The sequence below is a fragment of the Geomonas oryzisoli genome (genome assembly GCF_018986915.1).
In the GTDB taxonomy this organism is placed as follows: Bacteria; Desulfobacterota; Desulfuromonadia; order Geobacterales; family Geobacteraceae; genus Geomonas; species Geomonas oryzisoli.
The window spans coordinates 2187893-2214007 of record NZ_CP076723.1; the positions used below are offsets into that span (position 1 = coordinate 2187893).

The 26115-nt window shown below is 60.8% G+C and carries 20 protein-coding genes and 1 pseudogene; 13 read left to right on the top strand and 8 right to left on the bottom strand.

Annotation, left to right across the window (positions count from 1 at the left end; genetic code table 11):
* Positions 1–2: 2 nt before the first annotated feature.
* The 3 genes from KP004_RS09625 (at position 3) to KP004_RS09635 (ending at position 4115) form a co-directional block, all read left to right on the top strand.
* A complete protein-coding gene (locus tag KP004_RS09625; protein ID WP_216802097.1) occupies positions 3–1175 on the top strand; it encodes a thiolase family protein in 1173 nt (390 codons plus the stop codon).
* Between the two features lie 37 nt (positions 1176–1212).
* Complete coding sequence (locus KP004_RS09630; protein ID WP_216802098.1) at positions 1213–2991, top strand: acyl-CoA dehydrogenase FadE; 1779 nt, start codon at positions 1213–1215, stop codon at positions 2989–2991.
* 224 nt (positions 2992–3215) lie between these two features.
* The gene (locus tag KP004_RS09635; protein WP_216802099.1) at positions 3216–4115 is read left to right on the top strand and encodes a sensor histidine kinase; all 900 of its coding nucleotides are present in this window, start codon (positions 3216–3218) and stop codon (positions 4113–4115) included.
* Positions 4116–4128: 13 nt separating this feature from the next.
* Here the strand turns inward: KP004_RS09635 and KP004_RS09640 are convergent, their stop codons facing one another.
* The 3 genes and pseudogenes from KP004_RS09640 to KP004_RS21575 form a co-directional block, all read right to left on the bottom strand.
* A complete protein-coding gene (locus tag KP004_RS09640; RefSeq protein WP_216802100.1) occupies positions 4129–4833 on the bottom strand; it encodes a GntR family transcriptional regulator in 705 nt (234 codons plus the stop codon).
* Between the two features lie 349 nt (positions 4834–5182).
* Positions 5183–5989 (bottom strand): sensor histidine kinase, encoded by an 807-nt coding sequence (locus KP004_RS21570; protein ID WP_437178150.1) that lies wholly within the window; start codon positions 5987–5989, stop codon positions 5183–5185.
* 9 nt (positions 5990–5998) lie between these two features.
* Positions 5999–7615, bottom strand: a pseudogene (locus KP004_RS21575) (PAS domain-containing protein); the annotation flags it as partial.
* A 232-nt stretch (positions 7616–7847) separates the two neighbouring features.
* Between KP004_RS21575 and KP004_RS09650 the strand changes: the two are divergent.
* The 3 genes from KP004_RS09650 to KP004_RS09660 all read left to right on the top strand — a co-directional run bounded on the left by KP004_RS09650 (position 7848) and on the right by KP004_RS09660 (position 10041).
* Positions 7848–8033 carry a hypothetical protein gene (locus KP004_RS09650; RefSeq protein ID WP_216802102.1) on the top strand — a complete coding sequence of 62 codons (186 nt, stop codon included), beginning with the start codon at positions 7848–7850 and terminating at the stop codon, positions 8031–8033.
* Between the two features lie 11 nt (positions 8034–8044).
* Entirely contained in the window at positions 8045–8875 is an 831-nt protein-coding gene (gene mutM / locus KP004_RS09655) for a bifunctional DNA-formamidopyrimidine glycosylase/DNA-(apurinic or apyrimidinic site) lyase (RefSeq protein ID WP_216802103.1), read from the top strand.
* Between the two features lie 101 nt (positions 8876–8976).
* Complete coding sequence (locus KP004_RS09660; RefSeq protein ID WP_216802104.1) at positions 8977–10041, top strand: NADH:flavin oxidoreductase/NADH oxidase; 1065 nt, start codon at positions 8977–8979, stop codon at positions 10039–10041.
* Positions 10042–10238: 197 nt separating this feature from the next.
* Here the strand turns inward: KP004_RS09660 and KP004_RS09665 are convergent, their stop codons facing one another.
* Positions 10239–10577: a hypothetical protein gene (locus tag KP004_RS09665; RefSeq protein ID WP_216802105.1), complete on the bottom strand. Its 339-nt coding sequence runs from the start codon at positions 10575–10577 to the stop codon at positions 10239–10241.
* 226 nt (positions 10578–10803) lie between these two features.
* Between KP004_RS09665 and KP004_RS09670 the strand changes: the two genes are divergently transcribed.
* The gene (locus KP004_RS09670) at positions 10804–11478 is read left to right on the top strand and encodes a Bax inhibitor-1/YccA family protein (RefSeq protein WP_216802106.1); all 675 of its coding nucleotides are present in this window, start codon (positions 10804–10806) and stop codon (positions 11476–11478) included.
* Between the two features lie 71 nt (positions 11479–11549).
* Here the strand turns inward: KP004_RS09670 and KP004_RS09675 are convergent, their stop codons facing one another.
* The gene (locus KP004_RS09675) at positions 11550–12347 is read right to left on the bottom strand and encodes a CvfB family protein (RefSeq protein ID WP_239027016.1); all 798 of its coding nucleotides are present in this window, start codon (positions 12345–12347) and stop codon (positions 11550–11552) included.
* A 323-nt stretch (positions 12348–12670) separates the two neighbouring features.
* Here KP004_RS09675 and KP004_RS09680 point away from each other — a divergent pair, with 323 nt between their 5' ends.
* The 6 genes from KP004_RS09680 (at position 12671) to KP004_RS09705 (ending at position 23770) form a co-directional block, all read left to right on the top strand.
* Positions 12671–16450 carry a PAS domain S-box protein gene (locus KP004_RS09680; RefSeq protein WP_239027017.1) on the top strand — a complete coding sequence of 1260 codons (3780 nt, stop codon included), beginning with the start codon at positions 12671–12673 and terminating at the stop codon, positions 16448–16450.
* An 86-nt stretch (positions 16451–16536) separates the two neighbouring features.
* Positions 16537–17256, top strand: a complete 720-nt coding sequence (locus KP004_RS09685; protein WP_216802109.1) for a creatininase family protein — start codon at positions 16537–16539, stop codon at positions 17254–17256.
* A gap of 1214 nt (positions 17257–18470) precedes the next feature.
* Entirely contained in the window at positions 18471–19238 is a 768-nt protein-coding gene (locus tag KP004_RS09690; RefSeq protein ID WP_275423155.1) for a helix-turn-helix domain-containing protein, read from the top strand.
* A gap of 254 nt (positions 19239–19492) precedes the next feature.
* Positions 19493–20200, top strand: coding sequence for a hypothetical protein (locus tag KP004_RS09695; RefSeq protein WP_216802110.1), 708 nt, complete (start codon positions 19493–19495; stop codon positions 20198–20200).
* 447 nt (positions 20201–20647) lie between these two features.
* Positions 20648–21493, top strand: a complete 846-nt coding sequence (locus KP004_RS09700) for a phosphate/phosphite/phosphonate ABC transporter substrate-binding protein (protein WP_216802111.1) — start codon at positions 20648–20650, stop codon at positions 21491–21493.
* Positions 21494–21505: 12 nt separating this feature from the next.
* Positions 21506–23770 (top strand): ATP-binding protein, encoded by a 2265-nt coding sequence (locus tag KP004_RS09705; protein WP_216802112.1) that lies wholly within the window; start codon positions 21506–21508, stop codon positions 23768–23770.
* A gap of 55 nt (positions 23771–23825) precedes the next feature.
* Here KP004_RS09705 and KP004_RS09710 read toward each other — a convergent pair whose 3' ends face one another.
* From KP004_RS09710 to KP004_RS09720, 3 genes are read right to left on the bottom strand one after another with little or no spacing between them, the layout of a single operon-like run.
* Complete coding sequence (locus KP004_RS09710; protein ID WP_216802113.1) at positions 23826–24632, bottom strand: hypothetical protein; 807 nt, start codon at positions 24630–24632, stop codon at positions 23826–23828.
* A gap of 38 nt (positions 24633–24670) precedes the next feature.
* Complete coding sequence (locus KP004_RS09715) at positions 24671–25537, bottom strand: transporter (protein WP_216802114.1); 867 nt, start codon at positions 25535–25537, stop codon at positions 24671–24673.
* 33 nt (positions 25538–25570) lie between these two features.
* Complete coding sequence (locus KP004_RS09720) at positions 25571–26107, bottom strand: MamS/MamX family magnetosome protein (protein ID WP_239027018.1); 537 nt, start codon at positions 26105–26107, stop codon at positions 25571–25573.
* Between the last annotated feature and the right edge of the window lie 8 nt (positions 26108–26115).

Here is a 26115-nt window from a genome sequence, read left to right on the forward strand (position 1 = left end):
TCATGCGAGCAGCATATATCGTAGAAGCCGTGCGCACCCCGGCCACCAAGGCCTACAAAGGGAAACTCAAGGACGTCCGTCCCGACGATCTCGCGGCCGCGGCCATCAAGGGGCTCGTGGAGCGGACCGCCCTGGACCCGGCGCTGGTCGACGACATCATCATCGGCTGCGCCTTCCCGGAAGGGGAGCAGGGGATGAACGTCGCCCGCATCGCCGCCTTCAAGGCCGGCATCCCCTACCAGGTCCCCTGCCAGACCGTGAACCGGTTCTGCTCGTCGGGCCTGCAGACCATCGCCTCCGCGGCGGAGCGCATTATGGCCGGTTTCGCCGACTGCATCATCGCCGGCGGGACCGAGAGCATGTCCATGATCCCGATGGGAGGGAACAAGTACAGCGCCAATCCCGGCCTCATCGCCTCCTGGCCCGAGACCTACGCCTCCATGGGGATCACGGCGGAACGGCTTGTGGAGAAGTACCGCATCTCGCGGGAGGACCAGGACGCCTTCGCCCTCGCGAGCCACCAGAAAGCGGCACGGGCCCTTTCCGAGGGGAGGTTCGCCGAGGAGACCGTGGCGGTGCCGGCCCGGTACTGCTCCCTGCACAAGGGGAAACTCCAGTGCCGCGAGGAAGTGATCGACGCCGACGACGGGGTGAGGGGTGACACCACCCTGGAGGCCCTGGCGAAGCTCAAGCCCGCCTTCAAGGTCGACGGCACCGTCACCGCCGGGAACTCGTCCCAGATGACCGACGGGGCGGCCGCGGCGCTGGTGGTCTCCGAGGATTTCCTGAAACGGACCGGGATGAAGCCGCTGGCCCGCTTCGTCTGCTTTGCCGTGAAGGGCGTCCCCCCCGAGATCATGGGGATCGGTCCCGTCGAGGCCGTCCCCGCGGCACTGAAGATGGCGGGCATCACCCAGGACCGGCTCGACCTGGTCGAGTTGAACGAGGCCTTCGCCGTGCAGGCGCTCGCCTGCATGGGGGAACTGGGGCTCGACCCGGCCCGGGTCAACGTCAACGGCGGCGCCATTGCGCTGGGACATCCGCTGGGGTGCACCGGGACCAAGCTGACGGCGAGCCTGCTGCACGAGATGCGCCGGCGCGGGATGCGCTACGGCATGGTCACCATGTGCATCGGCGGCGGCATGGGGGCGGCGGGTATCTTCGAGATGAGCTGAGCCGGCGGTGCGTTCCACTACAAACGAGAGGTGTGACATGGCAGCAAGGATATTCAAGGGAGCGGAGTTCCTGATCACCGAGCCGGGCAAGGACGAGGTCTTCGTCCCGGAGGATTTCAGCGACGAACAGCGCCAGATCGGCGCGACGACCGAGCAGTTCGTGGCGAACGAGGTGATCCCGGCGCGTGAAGATATCGAGCATCAGGATTTCGGGAAGGTGGTGCAGCTGCTGAGGCGCTGCGGCGACCTGGGGCTGTTGATGATCGACGTCCCCGAGGAGTACGGCGGTCTCGAGCTGGACAAGGCCACCAGCATGCTGGCGGCCGAGAAGATCTCGGGGTCGGGCTCGTTCTCCGTCGCCTACGCCGCCCACAGCGGCATCGGCACGCTGCCGCTGGTCTACTACGGCACCGAGGACCAGAAGTCACGCTACCTGGACAAGCTGACCAGCGGCGAGTGGATCGCCGCCTACTGCCTCACCGAACCCGACTCCGGCAGCGACGCCCTGGGCGCCAAGGCGAGCGCCACGCTCTCCGCAGACGGAAGCCACTATATCCTCAACGGTACCAAGCAGTTCACCACCAACGGCTCCATCGCCGACCTCTACACCGTTTTCGCCAAGGTGGACAAGGAGCACTTCACCGCCTTCCTGGTGGAGCGGACCATGGCAGGGGTGAGCGTCGGGCCTGAGGAAAAGAAGATGGGGATCAAGGGCTCCTCGACCACCCAGGTCATCCTGGACAACGTCAAGGTCCCGGTCCAAAACGTCCTTGGGGAAATCGGCAAGGGGCACAAGATCGCCTTCAACGTCCTGAACATCGGCCGCTTCAAGCTCGGGGCCGCGGTCACCGGGTCGGCCAAGTTCGCCCTGGCCGACGGGGTGAAGTACGCGGTACTGAGAAAGCAGTTCGGCCGCCCCATCGCCTCTTTCGGGGCCATCCAGGAGAAGCTTGCCGACATGGCGGCCGAGATCTTCGCCTCGGAGTCGCTGGTCTACCGCCTGGCGGGGCTCATCGACGACCGGCTGGCCACCATCCCCAAGGAGACGCCCAACTACTACGACGCCTACCAGAAAGGGATCGAGGAGTACGCCATGGAGTGCGCCATCGCCAAGGTGTTCTGCTCCGAGATGCTCGCCTTCGTGGCGGACCAGGTGGTGCAGATCCACGGCGGCTACGGCTTCATCCAGGAGTACCCGGCCGAGCGCTACTACCGCGACGAGCGCATCAACCGCATCTTCGAGGGGACCAACGAGATCAACCGGCTGCTCATACCGGGCACCCTCCTTACCCGCGCACTGAAAGGGGAGATCCCGCTGCAGCGCGAGGCGATGAAGGCGCTCGACGCGCTGACCACGCCTTCCTTCGAGGAGCCGGACGACTCCGTCCCCTTCGCCGCCGAGAAGGCGCTTCTGTCCGGCCTGAAGCAGCTGTTCCTGGTCGTGGCCGGTTCCGCCGCCCAGAAGTACCAGGCGGCCATCAAGGACGAGCAGGAGGTCCTCATGGCGCTCGCCGACGTGGTGATCAACATCTTCGCCATGGAAAGCGCGGTGCTGCGCGCCGAGAAGATCCTGCCGCGGCTGAGCGAAGCGAAACGCCTGGCGGTGTCGGCGGCGGTCAGGTGCTTCTGCTTCGGCGCCAACGAGAAGACCGCCAGTGCCGCGCGCAAGGCGGCCTTCTACAGCGAGGAAGGGGATACCCTCACCATCCTGCTGGGCGCGGTCCGGCGCTTCACACGCTACCAGGCAGCGGGACTGCTTAAGGACAAACGCCTTGTGGCACAGGCGGTGATCGACGCGGAGAAATACCCGTTCTGACAGCGCCAGCCTTGACAGCCAAGCGGGCCGGTTCCTCAATGGGGGACCGGCCCGTTGCGTTCAGACAGCCGCATCAAGAGCAGGGCCCTGCAATGGTTGACAACACGTGCCGCCGTACTGAAAAATGTAACTTTTATGAGTGGTACAATGACACGTCTTGTGGCAAAATTGAGTTCCTAAGAGTGCTCTAAGCGGGACTGTGACAGTGGCGGCGGGAGGAGCAGATGGCAGTGCCTAAAGGCAGGGGCGAAAGCAAGTCAAGCGCCGGCAAGAATCCCGACAGCGGCGAGAACCGTGATGCGCAGCGCAAAGGGACCGGACCGGCGCCAAAGGAGGCAGTCTCCAGCCTGGCGCCGTCCGCGGGCGCATGTGAAAGAAGGCTTGCCGAGGCACAGCAGGAGCTTCGACGACTGCACGAAGAGCTGGCCAGGCAAAAGGCGAGTGCCGACAACCTGGGGCGGGAGTTGGAAACCTTCAGCTATTCCGTCTCACACGACCTGCGCGCTCCGCTTCGGCACCTGATCGGATTCAGCAACGCCCTCCTCGAAGATTACGGCGCAGCACTCGAGCCGACCGCCCACAGTTACCTGGACTGCATCGTGCGGGCGGGGCGCAAGATGGAGGGACTGGTGGACGCGCTGCTCGCGCTGTCACGTATCGGGCGCCAGGACATGACCCTTTTGAACCTCGACCTCTCCCAGATGGCCAACAGCTACACCGCATGCATCCGCGAGAGGGAGCCGGGGAGAAAGGTGACCTTCAGGATCGCGGAGCACCTCCACGCGCACGGAGACGCGGTGCTGTTACGGACCGCCGTGGAACATCTGTTGGAGAACGCCTGGAAATTCACGGGGAAGAAGGACTCCGCCACCATCGAACTGGGCAGCAAGGAGGAGAGGGGAGAGCGGGTTTACTTCGTAAGGGACGACGGGGCGGGCTTCGACATGCGTTTTGCCGACCGGCTGTTCGGCCCGTTCCAGCGCATGCACCGGGAAGAGGAATTCCCCGGCCTGGGGATCGGGCTCGCCATCGTGCAGCGGATCATCAACCGCCACGGAGGCAGGATCTGGGCGGAGGCGGAAGTGAACGCGGGGGCCACCTTCTACTTCACCCTGGGTAGCTGAAACGACCCTTGCGCTAAGCCGGGGCAGGGCACTCTTGGGACAGGGAGCCGAAGTACAGCTTGAAATCGTTCAACCTCATCACCATGGCGGCACGGGTGATATTTTCCGCCAGCAGAGCGTTACCGGCATTGGCTGCGGCCAGCATTTCGCGGTAGTAGTCACGCAACTGCAAGCGGTGCTTGTCCTTTGAAAAGAGCGCGGACCTGAGCTTGGAATAGACGCTGGCGAAGCTGTTCAGCATCAGGGGGTAGATGCGGTTGCCCGACATCACCGCCATGGCGAGGTGCAGCTCCCAGTCGAAGTTGACCAGGGCCGAGGAGCAGTTGCGCAGTTTTTCCGCCTTGCGCAGCACCGCGGCCAGCCCCGCCGCGTCGTTTTCGACCGCGCGGCGGGCGTAGTCAGGTGCGAACTGCACCCTCAGCTCCAGCAGGTGGGTGGCCAGGTCGTAGGGAAAAGGCTCGCTGTTGCGGTTGATGGAGGAAAGGAGCTCGAGGTCGCCCTCGGACCAGAAGTCCTTCACCATGGTGACATGACGTTGCTGCACCGAGATCCATCCTGCGTTCTGCAGCTTTTGCAGCGCTTCCCGTACCGTCGCCCTGCTGACGTCGAAGCGCGCGGCGAGATCACGTTCGCTGAGCAGCGGGCTTCCCGGCTTGAACTCCCCCTTCAGCATCCCGTCCACCAAAGCCTTCTCCACCATGTGGCAGGTTTTCCTCATAGGCCCCTCACTTTATCGATGACCAGGCGGACCGGCGGAGCTTGATCCGCCCCGCTTAGCACGGTTTTCGCGCGGCTGCACAACCTACATAAAACACAGTTTTGCTAAAATGACAACGGATTTTTTTGCCACCACGGGATAATTTTGCCTTCCACATCGGCCAAAGACTGCCAGTATTAGCCAATTCGAGATGGCGGGCAGTTACGCCGGACAGAACAAACAAACCGACAAACCAGCACCACGGAGCCACAGTTAGACGCTGTTTTAGGATGAGCACAAAAGACGGGGAGTACAGCGGGGCGACGGGCGCCCCGCGGGAGTGATCTCAGACGGGGAAGGTGCGGAACTCTCAGCAGGAAGTGTGGTCGGCCTTGCGTGGGGTCGAGAGGGTGAAGTAGAAGGCGGCCCCTTCACGCTCTTTTCCTTCGGCCCAGATGCTCCCTCCGTGACGTTCGATGATGCGGCGCACGGTGGCAAGGCCGATACCGGTCCCCTCGAACTCGGAGCCGTGCAGGCGCTGGAAGGGCTGGAACAGCTTCTCGACGTAGGCCATGTCGAAGCCCACGCCGTTGTCCCTGACGAAGAAGGCGTGCCTTCCCCCGACCAGGGTCTGTCCGAACTCGATACGCGGGGAAGCAGCGCGAGAGGAGTACTTGACGGAATTGCCCAGCAGGTTCTGCAGCACGAGCCTTACCAGGGCACTGTCACCGTAGGCGCTGATGCCAGGCTGGACCACGAATTCCGGCGGGTTGTCGGATTCGTCGCTCAGCATGTCCACCACATCGGCGGCCACCTGGCTGATGTTGAAGGTGGTCCGCTTCATGATGGCGCGCCCGACCCGGGTGAGGGCCAGCAGGTCGTCGATCTGTTTTCCCATCCGGTTACTGGCGGTGCAGATGCGTTCGAGGTAGTAGCGGGCGTCCTCGGGGAGCGACTCGCCGTACTCCTCGACCAGGATGGAGCTGTAGCTGTTGATATGCCGCAAAGGCGCGCGCAGGTCGTGAGAAACGGAGTAGCTGAAGGATTCTATCTCCTTCTTGGCGGCCACGAGCTGCGACGTCCTCTCGATCACCCTGCGGTCAAGCTCGTCGTTTAAGTTGCGGATCGCCTCCTCGGCGGCCTTTCTCTCGGTGATATCCTTGATGGTTCCGATCATGCGCACCTGTTTCCCGGCCGCGTCCCCGCTCAATTCGCAGCACTCGGTCACCCAGCGTTCCACGCCGTCGTTGTGCCTCCTGATCTTGTACTCGTGTTCGAAGGGACGGTTGTTGCCGATGGCGGCTCGGTAGCTGTCAATGAACTTCTCGCGGAACTCCTCGTGCACGATATCGAAGTGCCCCTGCAGGTTCTTGGGGTAGGCCGCGTCGATCCCCAGGATCTCCTCGAGCTTGCTGGAACAGGCCCACTCGTCTTTGGTGATGTCGAGGACGTAGCTGCCCAGTTGGGCGATGCGCTGGGTCTCCCGCAGCAGGCGGTCGCTGTCGGCAAGGACCTGTTCGCGTTTTTTCTGCTCGGTCACATCCTCCAGGGTCACGACGGTCCCGCTCACGGTGCTGGCCGGGTCCAGGAAGGGGGCGGTGCTGATGGAGAGGACCGCGGAACTGCCGTCGGACCGGGTGAAAACGAAGCTGGACTGCAGCAGACAACGCCCCTGTGCCAGGATGTGGCCGAGGGAGAGTTCCGAGCCGGTGGAGGGATCCCGTTCCGCCGACAGGATCGAGTCGATGACAGGGGGCTCCCTGTGCGCCATCTGCTGCTTGGTCGCCCCCAGGATCCGCTCCGCTTTGGGGTTCACGAAGGTGGTGTTGCCGTCGGACTCGATGAACATGATGCCGACCGGGCTGGTCGCGGTGATGAGGTTCAGCAGACCGTGTTCCATCTGCAGCAGGTGCTCCATGAGCTTGGCCCGGTTTATGTCCTGCAGAGTCCCGGCCAACCGGCAGGCCTTGCCGCAGGCGTCCCGCTCGGCCGCCTTGCCGGTGCAGCGGAACCAGTGCCATTTCCCCTCATTGGTTTTCAGGCGGAACTCGAGCTCGAACCTTTCAATGCCGCCGCTTATGCAGCTTTCCAGGACGCGGCGCGCGTTTTCCAGGTACTGCGGATGGATGATGTTGCTCCACTCCTCCAGCCGCCCCTGCATCTGACCGCCGGTATAGCCCAGCATCTCGTAGCAGTAGGGGCTGAAGTAGCAGTCGTTGCCCGCGACGTCTAAGTCCCAGATCCCCAACTCCGCCGCGTCCAGGGCGACGCGATGTCGGTCGACGCTGAGGGCTAGTTCCTGGTTTGCGTGGTGCTGCGCCGTGATGTCGATGGTGCACACCTGATAGCCGAGGAGGGCCCCATCCTGGTCGCGCAACGCGGCAACGACTGCCTGGAGACGTGACACCGCGCCATCGGCGTAGCGGTACTGGAACTGCCGGCACCACTGCCGCCCGGCCTCCATGGCGCCCCGAAACGACTCAGTCAGGGACTTTCGCTCCTGCGGGTTGAGAAAGCCGACCGCGTGCGTCGCGTCGTCATCGGGGCCTGCGGGGGAGCCAAAGGTTGAAGCCAAGGGGTGGCCCTCCGCATCGGTCCGGTACATCCCCAAAGGGGCGGACCTGAACATGTTGCGCAGCACCTGCTCATACCCATGAGCCGGCAAAGCAGGGTGGGCTATCGCAGGAGCGTCGTCCCCAATGCAGGCTCGGGAAACGGTGTTGCTGTTATCATTGACCTGGTTTACCTGCAACAATCGAGTCATGTGCTCCCCTTTGGGCAATGATCGGTCCTTGTGTCTCATAAACCTTTCCTGCACTTCATCGTCTGTCTCAGTTCAACCGAGAGAACAGTCATTGAAAAGTTTTTTCTAATATAACAACATTCCAACAAAGTAGCAACTGTAAATTATAAAAAAATAATGTCATAGACGGAAAGGTCGCCGGTCGCTCCCTGACAATGTACCACCTAAGAGTTGACTGTCGCCGCACCTTTGCAGTAGTAATGAGGAACACATAAGACAAAGGGGGAACACCATGGAAACCACCTCTACCTGCACCTGCGGAGCCAAACACACCGGGCACATCTGCATGCTCAAAAGCGCCGGACGCCTGGAAGACGTCGCACACATCACCAGCAGCCCGACCGTCGTCTGCTTTACCTGCGGGGTGGAAGCCAACTCCGAAGACAACGTCTGCAGTCCGATGCCCCTGGACAAGTAACCGGAGCGACCATGCCAGAGTTGCCCGAAGTAGAAGTAACCCGGCTCGGGATAAAGGACCACCTGGCCGGTGCGCGCATCGCCTCGGTGGAGCTGCGCATCGGCAAGCTGCGCAACATGGTCCCGGAGGGGCTCTCCCAGCTCCTCGCGGGACAGACGGTTACTTCCGTCGAGCGGCGCGGCAAGTACCTGATCCTCCACTTCAGCGCGGGCTCGCTGCTGCTGCACCTGGGGATGACCGGCCACCTGCGGCTGGTGCCTGCCTCCGCCGCACCGGGTCCCCACGACCATTTCGACCTGCGCCTCGCTTCCGGACTGGTGCTCCGCCTGAACGATCCGCGCCGTTTCGGCTCGATCCACTTCACCGGCTCCGATCCGCTGCAGCATCGGCTGCTCCGAAACATCGGCCCCGAACCGCTCACCGGTGCCTTCGTCCCGGATTACCTGTACCGGCTGAGCCGAGGCAGGAAGGTCGCCCTGCAGCGCTTCCTGATGGACAGCGCGGTGGTGGCGGGCATCGGCAACATCTACGCCGCCGAAAGCCTCTTTCGTTGCCGGATGCACCCGGACACCCCGGCTGGAGAACTGACCCAGGCTGACTGTGCCGCGCTGGTGGCGGCTATCAAGGAAACCTTGGCGACCTCCATCGCCACCGGACACGCGACCATGGATTTCCTCAAAACCGAAGAGAGGCTCGTCTATTTCCCGCAGCAGCTCTACGTCTACGGGCGGGCAGGGCTTCCTTGCCGTGAGTGCGGCACCCCCGTCACCAGGGGGAGGCTGGGCAACCGCTCCACCTTTTTCTGCCGGCAGTGCCAGCCGGAGTACCGGCCGCCGCGGTAAAGGGAGCGACCCTTTGTCGTTGCGGTTGTTCCAATGCCTGCTAAACTGCCGCAGGCGACGCACCGCTGTCATATCACACCAGCTTCAGGAGGTTTTCCCGCATGAGCATCCTTTTCACGCCGTTTACCCTGCGCGAGTTGGTCTTCAAAAACCGCATCTTCGTCTCCCCGATGTGCATGTACTCCAGCAAAGAAGGGCTCCCCACCGACTGGCACATGGTGCACCTGGGGAGCCGGGCCGTAGGGGGCGCCGGCCTGGTCATGGTCGAGGCGACCGCAGTCACGCCGCAGGGGCGCATCTCTCCTGATGACAGCGGTATCTGGAGCGCCGAGCACGCCGCCGCCTTCGCCCCCATCACCCGCTTCATCAAGGAGCAGGGCTCGGTGCCCGGCATCCAGCTTGCGCATGCGGGGCGCAAGGCCTCCACAGATCTCCCCTGGAAGGGTGGACGCCCGGTCGACGTCAACCACCGCGGCTGGCAGACCATCGCCCCGAGCCCGGTCCCCTTTTCCAGGGAGGACCCGGTGATCCCCCGGGAGGCGACCCTGGAGGACCTGGAAACACTGCTGGGGCAATTCGCGGCGGCTGCGCGGCGCAGTGTCGAGGCCGGGTTCGAGGTGGCCGAAATCCACATGGCGCACGGCTACCTGCTGCACCAGTTCCTGTCGCCGCTCTCCAACCAGCGCGTTGACGATTTCGGCGGCTCCCTTGAGAACCGCTGCCGCTTCCCGCTCAGGGTCGCCAAGGCCGTACGCGACATCTGGCCCGAGCACCTCCCCGTATTCGTCAGGGTTTCGGCCTCGGACTGGATGGAAGGGGGGTGGGACCTGGAGCAGACCCTGTACCTGACCAGGGCCTTGAAGCAGATCGGGATCGACTTCATCGACTGCTCCTCGGGCGGGATGGTCCCCGAAGCCATGCCGCCGTTTGGCCCCGGCTTCCAGACCCCATTCGCCACGGCCATCAGGAACGAGGTCGGCATCCCGACCGGGGCGGTGGGGGTCGTCACCGATCCGGTCCAGGCGGAGCAGATCGTCGCCACCGGCCTCGCCGATGCCGTGCTCCTCGCGCGCGCCATGCTGCGCGACCCGTACTGGCCGCTGCACGCCGCGAAGGCCCTGGGCGTGGATCTGCCCTGGCCGTTGCAGTACGAGAGGGCGAAATAGCCTGAGGAAGTCCCCGGAGCAGGTGCGCACGAGTACCGCACGAGTACCGCACGAGTACCGGGCGAGGTAGGGCAAGGTAGGCGAGCGAGGTAGGGAAGGTAGGAAAGGTAGTGAGAGGAAAGGGAAGGGGAGTCACATAAGGCGGCAGGGGATCGACACCCTGCCGCCTTATCTCTCAGTAGGCCGCTATCACGTCTCTAGTCGGCCGCTACCACATGGATGGCGACGATCGCCGCCACCGCGCCGACCCAGTACACCCAGCGGTATTCGCCGAAGTGCACGTCGCAGAACTCCTTGAAGGTCAGGCCGCTGTGGCTCTTTTTCGGCCGTTCTTCGGCGGCGGCCGCCGTCCCTTGGACGTCGTTCACCGCAACCAGCGTGGTGGCGCGCTCCTCGCGCGGCATCAGGTTCACGCCTTTTTGCGTTTCGGACTGCGCCGCGGGCTGCTGGTTCACCAAGAGCGCCACGTCCTGGGCTCCTGCTGCAGCGGGAGCGAACGAGACGAGGCAGGCAAGGATGGCAATTTTCTTCAACATGGTTTTTCCTCCTCTGGGTCAATGCGGCGCGAACGCCGCTCAAGGGCACCGTTTCCCGGCACCAAAAATAGTAGGAAGATGATTGTAACATCACCCCTTGCATATTCACGTCCGGATCATTATTTTTCTGCCTGAGCAATCGGCTTCATGGTATAAAGAGGGACGTAAATCACTGACAACTTGCGCCAGGAACTATTCCAAAGCGCCCAATCAAAGGGAACATTCAATGGAAAGATATCAAACCCAATACCGGACCATCAGTGTGGTAAACAGCGGCGTCATGAGAGGAGTCTACGGCTGGATGAGCGGCGGGCTGCTGCTGACCGCTCTCGTTTCGGTGATAACCGCATCGTCCCCGGCACTGCTGCAGGCGATCCTGGGTAACCGCATCCTCTTTTACGCCCTGATCTTCGGCGAGCTCGGCCTCGTGGTCGCCATAAGCGGCGCCATCAACAGGATCAGCACCGCCACCGCGAGCCTTCTGTTTCTGCTCTACGCGGCGCTGAACGGCCTCACCATGTCCACCATTTTCGTGGTCTACACGCACTCCTCGATAGCATCGACCTTCCTGGTCACCGCCGGTATGTTCGGCGTCATGAGCCTGTACGGCTATCTCACCAGGAGCGACCTCTCATCGTGGGGAAGCTTCCTGTTCATGGGACTGGTAGGTGTGGTGATCGCCTCGCTGGTGAACATCTTCCTGCATAGCTCGATGCTCAACTGGGTGCTGAGCCTGTGCGGCATCATCGTATTCACCGGCCTTACCGCCTACGACACGCAGCGGATCAAGCAGATGGGCAACACCGGCGGCAAGGGGGCGATCCTCGGCGCGCTCACCCTGTACCTCGACTTCATCAACATGTTCCTGCTGCTGCTCAGGTTCCTGGGGGACCGCAGGTAACGGGCAAAAAAGAACCCCGGCGCAAGCACTATACGCCGGGGTTCCGCGTGTCACCGGGAAGAAAGGGGGGCTTAACGGAGCCTGATCCCCTCCTTGGTGATCTCGATGACCCCTTCCCGGTACAGGTTACCGATCACGGTCTTGAAGTTCTTCTTGCTCATCCGGAACATCTCCGCGATCAGCTCAGGAGGCGACTTGTCCCCCACGGGAAGAAAGCCGCCCCTCTCACCAAGTACCCGCAACAGGGTCTCCCGTCCGCCGGTGAGGTCCTGCTTCCCACCTTTTCTCAGGGTCACGTCGATCTTGCCATCGACCCGAATCTTCTTCACGTACCCCTTCGCGGTGTCGCCGACCCGGTATTTGCCGAACAGCTCGGTCTTGAACAGCAGCCCGTCGTAACGGCCGTCGATGATGACCTTGGCGCCCAGGTTGCCGAACTCGTAGAAGGTCAGCGTCACGTCCTGCCCCTCCTTGAGGCCGGAGGCCGACTTCTCGAGGAACTTGCCGATCTTCGCCGACGCCGCGATCCGGTCCGAGCGGTCCAGGTACACCCGCACCAGATGCCGTTCCCCTTTCAGCATGGGGCGCGGCTGCTCGCTGAATGGGACCAGCAGGTCCTTTTCCAGCCCCCACTCCAGGAAGGCCCCCACCGGGCTTACGTCCTTGACTTCCATGAGCGCAAAATCGCCGACCTGTGCCTTGGGTTCCAGGGTGGTCGCGATGAGCCGATCCTCGGAGTCGAGGTAAACGAACACCTTCAGGTGCTCGCCGTGGTGCAGTCCCTCGGGAACGTACTTGGTCGGCAGAAGGATTTCTCCCAATTCCGACGCGAGGTAGGCACCAATGGCACTCAGTTTCTTTACTTCCAAACGGTTGTATTTACCTATTTCTAGCATCTTTGTCTCTGCTCCAGTCGCGCGGTTCTAATGTTTTGCCGCCGCAAACCGAAATACTATATCAAATCGCTGCGAGAACCTATCAATCTTTTCGTGCATGGGACATCCTTCACCGCGGCACGCACCGACAATCGCATAAAAAACGCTTGCTAAACAGGCACTTTGCAACACAACGGAAACATTTTTTTAGCTGGACAGCACCGACAAATTCATACTATGGTAACGAGTTCCCGCAACGCCGCGTAGCGCGGCCTGCCAGCGGAGGCTGATTGCGCCCCTTAAGCCTGAAAAACAAGATGACGGCAACCATATCCCTGCTGATTGCCGGGCTGCTGTCCATTCTTGCGCTTAGCACCCACCTGTACTTCACCGACCAGATCAAGGGGCTGCTTTACACCCAGCAGTTCAACATGGTGACGGCCCTTGCCGACCAGATCGACGACAAGTTACGGCTGTCGCAGGCCGAACTGGTCGCTACCGCCCGCACGCTCAAGATCGGCGCGTTAGGCGACCCGCGCACCTTGCAAAGCTTCTTCAACCAGCGGCCGGGCAACCTCACCATGTTCGACAACGGACTCTTCCTCTTCTCCGCCCGGGGAGCGCTCCTGTCGGGGAACCCGCTCGACAGCGGCATTGTCGGCAAGAACTTCCTCTACCGGGACTACCTCAAAAACACCCTTGCCACCAAACAGCCCCAGATCTCGGCACCCTTCATCTCCGCCCAGACCCACCAACACCCGATCATCATGCTCACCGCTCCCGTGCTGGACGAGAAGGGAGAGGTAGCTGCGGTCTTCGCGGGAAGCATCGACCTGACCAAGGACAACTTCATCACCAAGGTCGGCAGGGTGACTCTTGGCGACAAAGGGTACCTCTACCTGTACAGCACGGACCGGGTGATGATTGCCCACCCCGACAGCCGCAGGATTTTCAAGAAAGACGTCCCTGTCGGCAAGAACCGTCTCTACGACGAGGCCATCGCGGGGTACGAGGGAACCGGCGAGACCACCAACTCCAGGGGGATGCAGGTAATCAGCTCCTTCAAGCGGCTCCAGACCACCAACTGGATCCTCGCCAGCAACTTCCCGCAGGTGGAGGCATACGCCCCGATCTACCGGGCCCGCAGCTACGTCCTCGCCGCGCTGTTCGTCGTGTTCCTCATCTCCATGCTGGTGGTGTGGCTGTGCATGAAGTTCCTCACCGCTCCCCTCATCTCCTTCACCGAACAGATCAGGATGCTGACCCAGAACAAAGAAGGCGACGCCGCTCCCATCAACATCGCCGCACCGATCAACATAGCCGCAGGCGATGAGATAGGTGTGCTCGGGGATGCCTTCAACCAGCTGTTGCAGGAATTGCAGCTGCAAAGGCACGAGTTGAAGCGGCAACTGGAATTCTCCCAGAAACTGATCGAGGTCACCCCCATTCCGGTGTACTACAAGGGGGACGACGGCCGCTACCTCGGTTGCAACCAGGCCTTCCTCAACTTCACCGGTTTCACCAGGGAACGCGTCATCGGCAGGACCGTCTTCGATCTCGCCCCCGGCCCCTTCGCCGAAAGGCACCACCGCTCCGACCAGGAGATGATCGCCGGGGGCGGGGTCCAGGTCTACGAAGGCCAGGCGCTGCATGCCGATCAATCTACGCGCGACGTCATCTTCTGCAAAACCAGCTTCGTTTCCACGAGCGGCACCTGTGGCGGGATCCTGGGCGTCATGCTCGACATCACCGAACGCAAACAGGCCGAGGCGAACCTCCAGTCCCAGAAAGAATTCGCCGAGAGCCTGGTTCTGAACATGACCCAGCCGACCTTCGTGCTGGACTGCGAGCACCGGGTCATCATGTGGAACCATGCGCTGGAAACGCTTACCGGGATAAAGGCGAACGAGGTGCTCGGCTCCGCTAATCTCGGCAAGATCTTCTACGGTGTCGACCGGCCCGTTCTTGCCGACATCGTGCTGTACCAAAGCCACGAGGATGGGGCGCGGCTATACAGCAATTACCGTAGCTCCACCCTGATCAAGGACGGGATACAGGCGGAAGGATGGTACCAGGACCCGGACGGCAACGCCCATTACATCACCGTAAATGCCGCGCCGATCCGTGATCGGCAGGGCAGGGTGGTCGGCGCGATCCAGAGCCTGGAGGATATCACCGAGCGCAAACAAGCGGAGGACGCGCACGAAAAGACCCGGCGTCAGCTGCAGCTCATCCTGGATGCGGCCGGTGAAGGGATCAACGGCGTCGACCTGCAGGGACGCATCACCTTCGTGAACCCGGCGGCCGCGCAGATGGTGGGATGGAGCCAGGAAGAACTGCTTGGGCAGCATCAGCACTCCCTGATGCATCACACCCGTGAGGACGGTTCCGCATTCCCCGAACAGGAGTGCCCGATGTCGGCAGCCTGCTACGAGGGACGTCCCTACCAGGGGAGCGACGAGCTGTTCTGGCGCAAGGACGGCAGCAGCTTCTACGCCGAATACAACTGCAGACCGCTGCGGGAAGGCGGCGAACTGGTAGGGGCCGTGGTCGTCTACAAGGATGTCACCGAACGCAGACAGGCCGACGAGCAGTTGCTCAAGCTGTCACAGGCGGTCATGCAGAGCCCGGTTGCCATCATGATCACGGACATCAAAGGGACCATCGAGTTCGTCAACCCGCGCTTCACCGAGGTGGCGGGTTACACGTCCGAGGAGGTCATCGGGCAGACGCCGCGCATCCTGAAGAGCGGCAAGACCTCCCTGGAACTGTACCAGGGGATGTGGGACACCATCACGTCAGGCCGCGTCTGGACCGGCGAGTTGTACAACCGGCACAAGAACGGCACCACCTTCTGGCAGCATGCCACCATCTCACCCATTCTGAACAGTGCCGGCGTCATCAGCCATTTCATGGCCTTCATGGAAAGCATCGGTGAGCGCAAGAAGCTAGAAGAGCAGCTGAGGCAGGCACAGAAAATGGAAGCGATCGGGCAGCTTGCCGGCGGGGTCGCCCATGATTTCAACAACATCCTCACGGTCATCCTCGGCTTCGGGCAACTGCTGCAGCACTCCCTGCCCAAAGGCGATCCCATGCTTGATCATATGGAACAGATCCTCGATGCAGCCGACCGGGCGACGCACCTCACCAAGAGCCTGCTGGCCTTCAGCCGCAAGCAGGTCATGGTGATGCAGCAGGTGGAGCTGAACGAACTGACCCGCAGGCATGCCAAGTTCCTGGTCCGGATCATCGGCGAAGACGTCACCTTGAAGACCTCCTTCAGCAACGAGAAGCTGTTGGTACTGGCCGACAGCGGCCAGTTGGAACAGGTGCTGATGAACCTCGCCACCAACGCCAGGGATGCCATGCCCGCCGGCGGGGAACTGACCATCAAGACCGAGCTGGTCACCCTCGGCAAGGAATTCCATCGCCAGTACGGCTACGGCGTCCCCGGGCGCTACGCTCTCATCACCGTCGCCGATACCGGCACCGGGATGGATGCCGAAACGCAGCAGAAGATCTTCGAGCCGTTCTTCACCACCAAACTCCCCGGGCGCGGCACGGGGCTCGGCATGTCGATCGTGTACGGGATCATCAAGCAGCACGGGGGCTACATCACCGTCTTCAGCCAGGCCGGCTTCGGCACAGCCTTCAGCATCTATCTGCCCCTGATCACCGAGAAGGCGCAGTCGAGTGAGAAACCGGCCACCTTCATCCCCGAAGGTGGGAGTGAGACCATCCTCGTCGTCGAGGATGACGCAGCCGTGGGGCGGCTGGTCGAGTCAGTTCTGAAGAGGTACGGCTACCAGGTCATACTCGCGAGCAGCGGCGACGAAGCGTTGCAGCTTTTCGCGTCGAGGTGGCGCGAGATCAGCCTGGCGCTTCTGGACGTCATCATGCCCAAGATGAACGGCAAGCAACTCTGCGAGGAATTGCGCCGACTTGCACCGCAGTTGAAAGTCCTTTTCCTGAGTGGCTACACGGCGGACGTCATCCAGGACAAGGGGATTTTCCTGGAAGAGGGGGTCGACATCATCAAGAAACCGGCCCGCCCCATCGAACTGGCCAAGAAGGTGCGGGAAATGCTCGACACCTGATCCCCTTCCCCAGCCGCGAACAGGGTAGGGGAATGGCCCATTCGCGATTAAACTATTAATTTTCGGCTACTTACAGAGGTATTGTTATGCTTATTGAGAACATCACCATGGATGAGTTTGCCCGTGGGCTGGAGGGGTGTAAAACCGTTTACATTCCTTTTGGATCGGTCGAAGAACACGGCAGCCATCTGCCGCTTTCCACCGACACCATAGAGGCTTACGAAGTCGGAAAACGTGCGGCCGAGCGGATTCCGCTGTTTGTGGCGCCGCCGGTGCATTATGGCTGCTGCCGCTCGACATCGCGCCATCCGGGCACCGTGTCCATCAGCACGGCGACCCTCAAGGCGTTGCTCAAGGACATCGTACGTTCGCTGCACGCCCAGGGGCTGACCAATTTCATCGCGCTTACCGGGCACGCCGGCGGTTCGCACCGGATGGCGCTGCAGGATGCCGGCGAGGAATTGATCCAGGAACTGCCCGAGATCAACATGGCCGTGGTCACCGAGTACGAACTTGCCAAGGACAGCGGCGCCCATCTGATCGAGACCCGCGGCGACGCGCATGCCGGCGAGATCGAGACCTCGCGCATCATGCATTCGCATCCGCACCTGGTCAAAGGACTCGCTCCCGAAGAGTACCCGAATTTCCCGACCGGGATCCTGGTCCGTGACAAGCGGAGCTTCTGGCCCGGCGGAGTCTGGGGGAATCCGGGCAAAGCGAGCGCGGAAAAGGGAAAGATCCTGGAATCACTGGTGGCCGACAAGGTGGTCGAGCTGGTCAAGGCCCTGGAGAGCCGCCGCTGGTAATCGCCCAAAAAAGCGGCTTCCAAATTTGCCCTGTAGAGGGACTTTTCGATCGGGTGCAGGGGTAACCTTGCACCCGATTTTGCTACAGGAGCGCCAGGAGGGCTTTTAGGCCGATCCGGTGGCGACGACCTGCGAAAAAGTTCGACGGATGAGTTGGGCACCGAGACGTGCCGGGGTGAATGAGAGAGTCGCTCGACCGGTCGCTGCATCGTCGACCCGCAGGCTAGGACGGTTGCCTCGAAGGCGCAGTGATCGACCAAGGGTGGACCCGGGTAGCACTGATCCGGGAAGAAGGGACACGGTGACGGCGTACGCGGTCCCACGAGAATAAAAACAGTAAAGCAGCCGGCAGGTCAGCGGCAGATTGCGACAGCGAGGATCGACGATCGTAAAGGCCGGGGGCATTCCTATTTCATAAGCTGGTTGGCAGGTCGGCAGGGCCTCCAGAAGATAGGGGGTGCCGCCGGGGGCCGTGCTGGACATATACAGACCTTCAACTTGACATAATATATCTTATGGGACAAACAGAAGCCCAATCCCCTCATTGCCGCCGCCCACCACTCGCGCGACTCTCGGTTTTGGGTATCTAGGTCATGAGCCGCCTTGGGTGCCTGCTGCAGACGTAGTATTCCTTCATCCCCAACAGCAATGACATCTATCCCTTTCATGGTATGTGGAAATACGGGATGTGTATTGTCACGTTTGATCAGGGTCCTCGTTATTAGTCCCGCATATACAGCTGTGAAGCGGGGAAAGAGGTGCGCCATGAAACATCCCCGCTAGCCCTCCTCATCCCCTCACCTCGTGTGAATCGGCTTCGGATTCTAACCCCGTATCGGCGTCCAAAATCAACCTACTCCACATGAAATATCTCATAGTTACAGTTTTGAAGCGGGTCCCATTGATACCTAAAAGTGGGTTAAATTAGGATTACGATTCACATAGGTATACATTTTTCTGATTGACAGCGGACTAAAACGGGATAAAACCATAATCGTTTTGGCTTAACCAAAACTCGAATTAATCAACCTACTCAAACACCTCCCCACGCAAGCCACTAGAAACTTCTGCTATTAAACCGCTGCCGCCGCTATGAGTTGGAAAGGCGAAGCTGGTACACTTTCGCTCACGGCTGCCTCGGCTCTGATTGTTGTGCTACAACACTATGATGCTATATCGTTCCCGGGGCCAGGCACAGCCCCAGGAGAACGGAGGTGGGAACTGTGCAAAAGAACCCAGTATTGATCATTGCCGCCCTTGAACACCAAGGGTTATACCAGGCACTGCCGCTGTGGGACGAACAGGTTGAGTTCTACACTTTCGCAGCAGCGTCCCGACACATCAACCGCTTTAGAGCCGACCTGATCCTCCTTGACTGCGGCTTCGATGACGAGGACGGACTCATGATGCTCAAGGAGCTAAAGCTAAAAAACGAAGACATACCGGTGATGTTCATCACCAGCGCCGGTTCAGAAAGAACTGCTGTTGATGTGTTTCGGATCGGAGCCATCGACTACGTCAAACAGCCTGTAGACCTGATCGTCCTGAGAAATACGGTAAAGAACCTCCTGGAGGTGCAAAGGAGTGATTCCTGGCCCCAGTGGTGCCGCAAAATCGCCAGCCAGGTCATAGCCACCAGCAACTGCACGGGTCACGATGTCCCGCCACACATTCTGCGCTGCATCACGTACATCAAGGAAAACTTATCGTCTCCCATCTCCCTGGACAATATGGCCAGGGAAGGCGGCCTCAGCAAATCGTATTTCTGCAGGGAATTCAAAAAAACGATGGGTATGACGCCGATGCATTTCCTGTCACGGCTGCGGATAAAACGTTCAAAGGATCTGCTCCGCAAGAATATCCCTATCTCCGCAATAGCAATGAATGTGGGATTTAACGATCTTAGCAGTTTTAACAGGCATTTCCGGGACATGGTGGGCCAAACCCCGACCGATTTCCGGAAGTCCCACTGTCCTGACTAAACGTTGGCATCTGCACAGTAACTCACAGGCGGCCTGCCCCCACCCCGAGCCCGTCTTCCAAAGTCAATATCCGCCCTAACTAAAGCAACCTCAGCATAGTGTCATTTTTCTGGGATGCTATCCTTCTCCGTGCAAGCTCTCCTTGGTCCATTATTACACCTGCATCGCCGTGCTGACTCTCACTGGGGAAAGGGGGTGGAAATGGTACAGCAGTCATTCCGGCACCAGGAGCATACTAAGGAGCAGTGGGAGCTATGTCAAAAATTAAGAATCATTTTAGGGAGGAGAGTATGAATTTTTTTGCCATTCTCGCACTCGCACTTTTGACCGCAACGTCGGCTTTCGGAGCCTCTGCCAAGTTCACCGCAAATGTTGGGACTGTAGCCGTCGTGCACTCCGCGCTGGCTAGCAACGATGCCGATGGCTGGTCCACCGTGCTGCAAGGAGAAATCCATACCGCAACGCCGAAAGACCTGCTGATCGGCGTCTCTCTGGAGACCACCCTGCTTACCGACACCGCGGTCAAGAGCAGTGGTGGCGTGAAGGACACTTCAACGGCCGAATCCGGCATAGAGGTCAAGGTGCTTGTCGACGGGACCGAGGCTGCGCCTGGCGTGGTGGTTTTCGACAGGAGGAAGCAGCAACTTTCAGCGACCCTGGGGGGGTATTACAGCGCGTGCTTGGACCAAAACGGCGACGGCATCACTGACCTGCTCACCGAATGCACCCTCATCCCGGAAGAGATCCAGCTTCTTTTGGACACGACGGCAGCCCACCACTTCAACTTTATCAAGGCCGACCTTGGCCAAGGTGTCCACACCGTGGTCGTCAAGGCAAAGATAAGCAACAGCGCCCAGTTCTCAAACGGGACCGCATCGGCCTCCGCACTTCTTGGCAAAGGCTCACTTAGCGTCGAGGAAGTGCAAGCCATCAATGCCGCCGAGGGGATTGTCATGCAATAACCCCTTTGCAGGTTAGAGCATGAGGCGATGGGGCAACGGAAGAGGATATTCTTCGTAACGTTGCCCCATCACTTTCCCGGAAGGAAACAGCCAAATGGCATAGGCATCGCCTCCAGAAAAAGCACCCCCATCCCCCACGCGCTCTACACCACCACTCCCGCCATCCCCCCCTCCATCCGACCCTGGCTAAAGACGCGGCAAAGACTTCATACGAGAGTTTGAGCAATGCTGCACCAGGTCTCCCCCCCCAAGGCATGATGCGAAACCGACTCTTTCAACATTGCCGGACAAAGACATGAAAAAAACGTTAAGTGTAGCTGCGTAAATGCCGAGTAGGAATTGTGATCGTGCCGACAATGCCTGCTTGTGTTGTTCCATTTAAGGCTTCGTGTATGGACTCTGTTTAGCGAATACTACGACACCAAATCTGCAACCGGGAGGATCCTTATGTCTTGTCTCAAGGTCAGACACCTCTGTCTCATCTTGGCTTTTCTCTACTTACTAGCCCTTCCCTTCCAAGCCTTTGCCACAGAAAAGGTCTACACGCTGGCCATAGTGCCTAATCTTCCCGCGGTTACACTGCATAAAAACTGGACCCCGCTGGTGGAGCACCTTTCCCGCCAGGCGGGCATCAAAATCGAGCTCAAACTCTACGACAAGATCACCGCCTTCCTCGAGGACACCAAGGGGGACCACGTCGACTTCATGTACGCGGCCCCCAACATGTTCTACCTCGCATACCAGAAGCAGAAATACATCCCGCTGGTACGGGGCTCGAACATGCTGCGCGGCCAGGTCTTCGTCCGCAAGGACTCGCCCTACCACCAGGTGAAGGACCTCAAGGGGAAAACGATTGCCATCGTCGGCCCCAAGAACGTATGCAGCGTCATCACCCGCCACGCGCTTATTACCGGCCAGCAGATCGATTTCAACGTATCCTTCAGCGGTTCAACGATCAACGTCGCCAAGAGCGTCCTGGTCGGCAAGGCCGATGCGGGCGCAACGCTGGACAGCAGCATGATCGACGATTTTCCGGAGATGCAGAAGGAGTTCCGGATCATCATGAAAACCCCGGAGGTGGCCTCCCACCCTTTTGCAGCCCACCCCAGAGTCCCCAAAAAGATCAGGGACGCGGTTACCAAGACCCTGCTCGACCTGGACCATACCGAGCAGGGTCGCAAGATGCTGAAAGCGGTCAAACTCACGGCCCCCATCAAAGCAGACTACCAGCGTGATTATGCGTTCTTTGCGGACGTCAACTTCGACCTGCTGGACAAACAGCAGTCCCAATAACACAATCCTGCGATGTTAAAGCGCCTCGAAGTAAAGATCATCGTATCGTTGGCCCTGATCCTGACCGCCATGATCGCCGTTTACGGCTGGTGGACCGGAAGCCGGCAGCAGTCGATCTACGTCCAGGCGCTCTCGGACAACCTGCGGGTCCTCGCCCATGGACTCGCGGACAGCGCCGCCGGTTTCATCGTCATCCAGGAATACGCCGGGCTCGAGGCGCACATGCTTAACGCGGCGCAGATGCCCGATGTCGTGTCAATACAGGTAATTGAGCCTAACGGCAACCTGTTGTGCAACATCGAGCGCCCCTCGCGCAGCACCCCTCCCCGACTCGTGTACGGAAACAAGGCAGTCACCGTCCTTACCAAGGCGGAATCCTTGCTCATGCGCCAGGGCGACCAACTGGTGTTCTGGGCGCCCATTTCCGCAGGGACCCACCTTGGATGGGTGCGGATGGCCTTCAGCCTGGAAACGGCCAACCAGCTGCAGCTGGCTACGTGGCACAGCAGTCTGCAGATCGGCGCGCTCTGGATCCTGGTCGGCACCCTTTTGATGGTCCTCGTGGTCAAACGACCGCTGCGTGCCATTGCCGAGCTCAGCCGTTTCGCCCAGGAGCTGCAGGATCGCAAGGGAGCCCAGGTCTCGGTGCAGCGGGGAGTCTACGAAATCGACCTCCTTGCCGATGCATTGAACCATTCCTCCACCCAACTGCGCGACGCCGAACAGCGCCTGATCGCGGAACAGGAAAGACTTACCGTTACCCTGCAGTCCATCGGCGAGGGCGTCATCGCCACCGACACCAACGACCGCATCGTGCTGCTGAACCAGGTTGCCGAGACACTCACCGGCTGGACCGAGGCAGAAGCACGGCACCACCGGCTTGATCAGGTGCTGAAAGTAGCGGGAGAAAAAGAGCACTCAGAGGTGATGGCGGAACTGCACCACGTGATAGAGGCGAGACAGGCCCTTGAATTAGCCGGACAACACACCCTCGTTTCCCAAAGCGGCACCGAGCGCACCGTAACCGTCAACAGTGCGCCCATCATCGACAGTTCGGGAGAACTGGGGGGGATGGTCCTCGTAATCCGCGACATCACCGAAAAAGCCAAGATGGAGGCCGAAAAGCGCGGATTGACGCAACAGTTGGTGCAGTCCCAGAAGATGGAGGCGATCGGCCAGTTGGCGGGCGGAGTAGCCCATGACTTCAACAACATGCTGGGCGTGATCATGGGGCACGCCGAACTGGGCATACTGACCGCAGAGCCTGCCGGCCCGATGCACGAACGGCTCAAGGAGATTCTCGACGCGGCCAAGCGCTCGGCAGACATCACCAAGCAGTTGCTGGCCTTCTCGAGGCAGCAGCACGCCGAGCCCAAGGTACTCGATCTGAATGAGACCATTGCGCGGATGCTCAAAATGCTGCATCGCCTGATCGGCGAAGATATAGACCTGTCCTGGTCGCCAGGATTCGACCTCTGGAAAGTGAAACTGGACCCGTCACAACTGGACCAGGTCATGGCCAATCTCTGCGTCAACGCGCGCGACGCCATTGCCGGGGTCGGCAGGATAGAGATATATACCCAGAACGTTGCCCTTAACCTGCATGACCAGGCACGGATGGCCGACCTGGTGCCCGGCGACTACGTGATGCTGGAAGTTTCGGACAGCGGGCGCGGCATGTCCCGGGAGGTCATGGACCGGATCTTCGAGCCCTTTTACACCACGAAGGAGCTTGGGCGCGGTACCGGGCTCGGGCTCGCCACGGTGTTCGGCATCGTCAAGCAAAACAACGGCAACATCGAGGTGGCCAGTGAACCCGGCCATGGTGCAACCTTCCGTATCTATCTGCCCGCGGTGCATGAGGTCGCCCACGAGGCGAAGCCGGAGAGGGAACGGCCGGTGGGAGGAACGGAGAGCATCCTGGTTGTCGAGGACGAACCGGCCATCATGGAGATAGGAACCACCATCCTGTCCCAGTTAGGCTACACCGTCTATGCGGCAGGCTCGCCCGAGCAGGCCATCGAAATCGCTGCCGACCCCGGCAAGCGGATCGATCTGCTTCTGACCGACATCATCATGCCCGGGATGAACGGTCGTGACCTGTCCGAGCGGTTGCTGAAAACCCGCCCCAGCCTCAAGTGCCTGTTCATGTCGGGGTACACTGCCGATGTCATCGCAGAGCGGGGCAAGGTGGACGAGGACATGTGCTTTCTACAAAAGCCCTTCACCATGCAGTCACTGGCGCACAAGGTGAGGGAGGTCCTGACCGAGTCCTGAAATGAGAAGCGGCATCCCCGGAGACAGCCACCCGGAGATGCCGCAGGTGCGAGGTCTACCTGCCCATCATCCCCCCGCCCCCCATCATGCCGCCGAAATAAGAGGACATGTTGTGGAACGGTTGGCCGATCGTGATGTTGTTGAGGTCCGAGGACATCAGGGTCATCAACTGGGTCATGTCCGCATCGGTCGTGGCGGCCCGCACCGACGACATGTTGCTGAACATCACCCCCATCATGCCGCGGTAACGGTTGACATCCACGACGGTGTTGCTGCCCGACTGGTACACCTGCCCCATCTGCCCCCCCATCAAGGTGGCCATGTTCTGGGCGGTCTGGTGCAGCGCCGTGTTCTGCCCCGCCATGTAATCCCCCATCAGGTCGGCGTCCTGGGAAAGGTGCAGCTTGAGCCGCATCTGATCCATCGCCTGGGTCATGGTGTAGTTGCCGGTCTCCATCATCTCGCGCACCTGCGTGCTGATCGGGCTGATGAAGTTGCTGCTCACCGTCCCGGAGACGCTGTCCTTGGGGAGGCTCAACAGGTAGCTGTGCGCGACCGGCAGACCGGTATCCTGGTCTATGGTCACGTCCTTGACCGCGAGGGCGACGATGGGGTATTTGCCGACATCGGCAGGGTCCACAGTGAGGGTGTAAGCTCCGTTAGCGTCGGTTTGCGCAGTGGGCTCACCGGCATCGAGGCGATAATTGTTGTTCTTGTCCATAAACACCGTCGCCTGGTACAGGTATCCGTCGGCCACCTTGCCGGCCACTTTGGCCGCAGTGGTGGAGGAAGAACCGCCGCCGCACCCTGCCAGCATACCCACCGCCAAAACTGCTGCCGCCGCAATGATCTCTCGTTTCATGGTAATGCCCCCTCTTCTATCCGTGTAAGTTGGTGATTTCAAAAGTCGTAAGAAACCGCGATGCCGCTACCGTAATCGGCGCTGCTGCGGGTCCACCCCTTGGCAAGATACCCTTCGATGCTGGTGTGACCGGTGGCCAGGTACTTGAGCTTGAGGCGCGTTTCCACCAGGGCGCTTGCCCCCTCGATGGGAGCGGTTGAGCTCTTCACCACCAGCATGGGCAACAGCGAATCCGTTACCTCGTAGCCAGTTCCCGCGTTGAAGCTAAAGTAATCCTTCAGGGGCAGCAGCGAGGAATGCCCCTGTACGGTGTAACCGGTTTCCACGAAGGAATACCACCGGTCCACCTGTTTGAAGAATTCGACCGCGCCCCCCTCGTCGAAGGCCCCGGTGCCCAGGGCCTTGTTCTCGTCTCCGGTGGGAAACTTCACGAAAAGGTAGGGACGGATCCGCGGCATGAGCTCCCCCTCCGGCACCAGGACGTAACCGGCCTTGGCTGTGATGTCGCCGACACCGCTCGAGGAGCGGCCGTAGCTGTCGGGCTTGGCGGAGGACATGGAGCCGCTGCCGCCGTGCTGACCGTTCATGGCCGCGACTTCTTTTTGCATCCCGGCCATCTGCCCGCCGGAGCCGAGCAGCACGCCGGTGTTGACGGCGGAATTGCTCTGGTAGACATACGGTACTTCCAGTGAAAAACCGAGCCGGTCGGTGGCTGCGAGCGCTACGGTCAAGGGAAGATAGACGGACCGCGTCGTGACGCCGGTGCCGTAATCGCCCGTAGCGAACTCGAAGCCGAGGGTGGCGGAGAGCGCCGGCCCTTCCGCCCTCACCGCCGCCGGGACCAGCAACGATCCCACCACCAACAAACCGCCAACGACCTTGCCGCAGATACCCGTCCTGATCATCGTCACCTCACCGGCCCAACCTGATTGGCGGCGCTAGCGCCGCATGCCGCCGCCCATCATACCGCCCCCACGCATGAAGCCGCCGCCGAAGCCGCTGCCGCCGCCGGCGCCAAACCTGTTATCCTGCGCGCGGGCACCTGATCCGGCTCCTTTCACCGACCAGGCCGGTTCGCCGCTCTCGCTGCGCAGTTCGACAGCGGCTCCCGTGGTCCTGTTCACCAGTTTCTGGGTCAACAGGTAATCTTTGCCGTCCCGCCCCTGCGCCCGGGCTCCCTTGGCGCTGATCTCGTCGTTGATCCGGACGGCGATTCCTCTTTTCTGCCAGTAGGCGCCCGGTCCCACACTCAGGCTCACGGCGCCGGAGGCGGTCTGCACCTCCACGATGTACTGCTCGTTTTCTACCTGGTGCGGTGCGGCAGTGACACGCCCGGATACGCTCCCCACCGTGTTGAGGTCGTAGCCCCGGTTGAAGTCAAGACCGCTTTTCCCCTTGTCGTCGGAGCCGAAGCCGAGAAAGCCCGCGGAAGCTTCCCCGACCCACACCCCGTTCAGGAGCAAAGCCATGATCATCACAATTA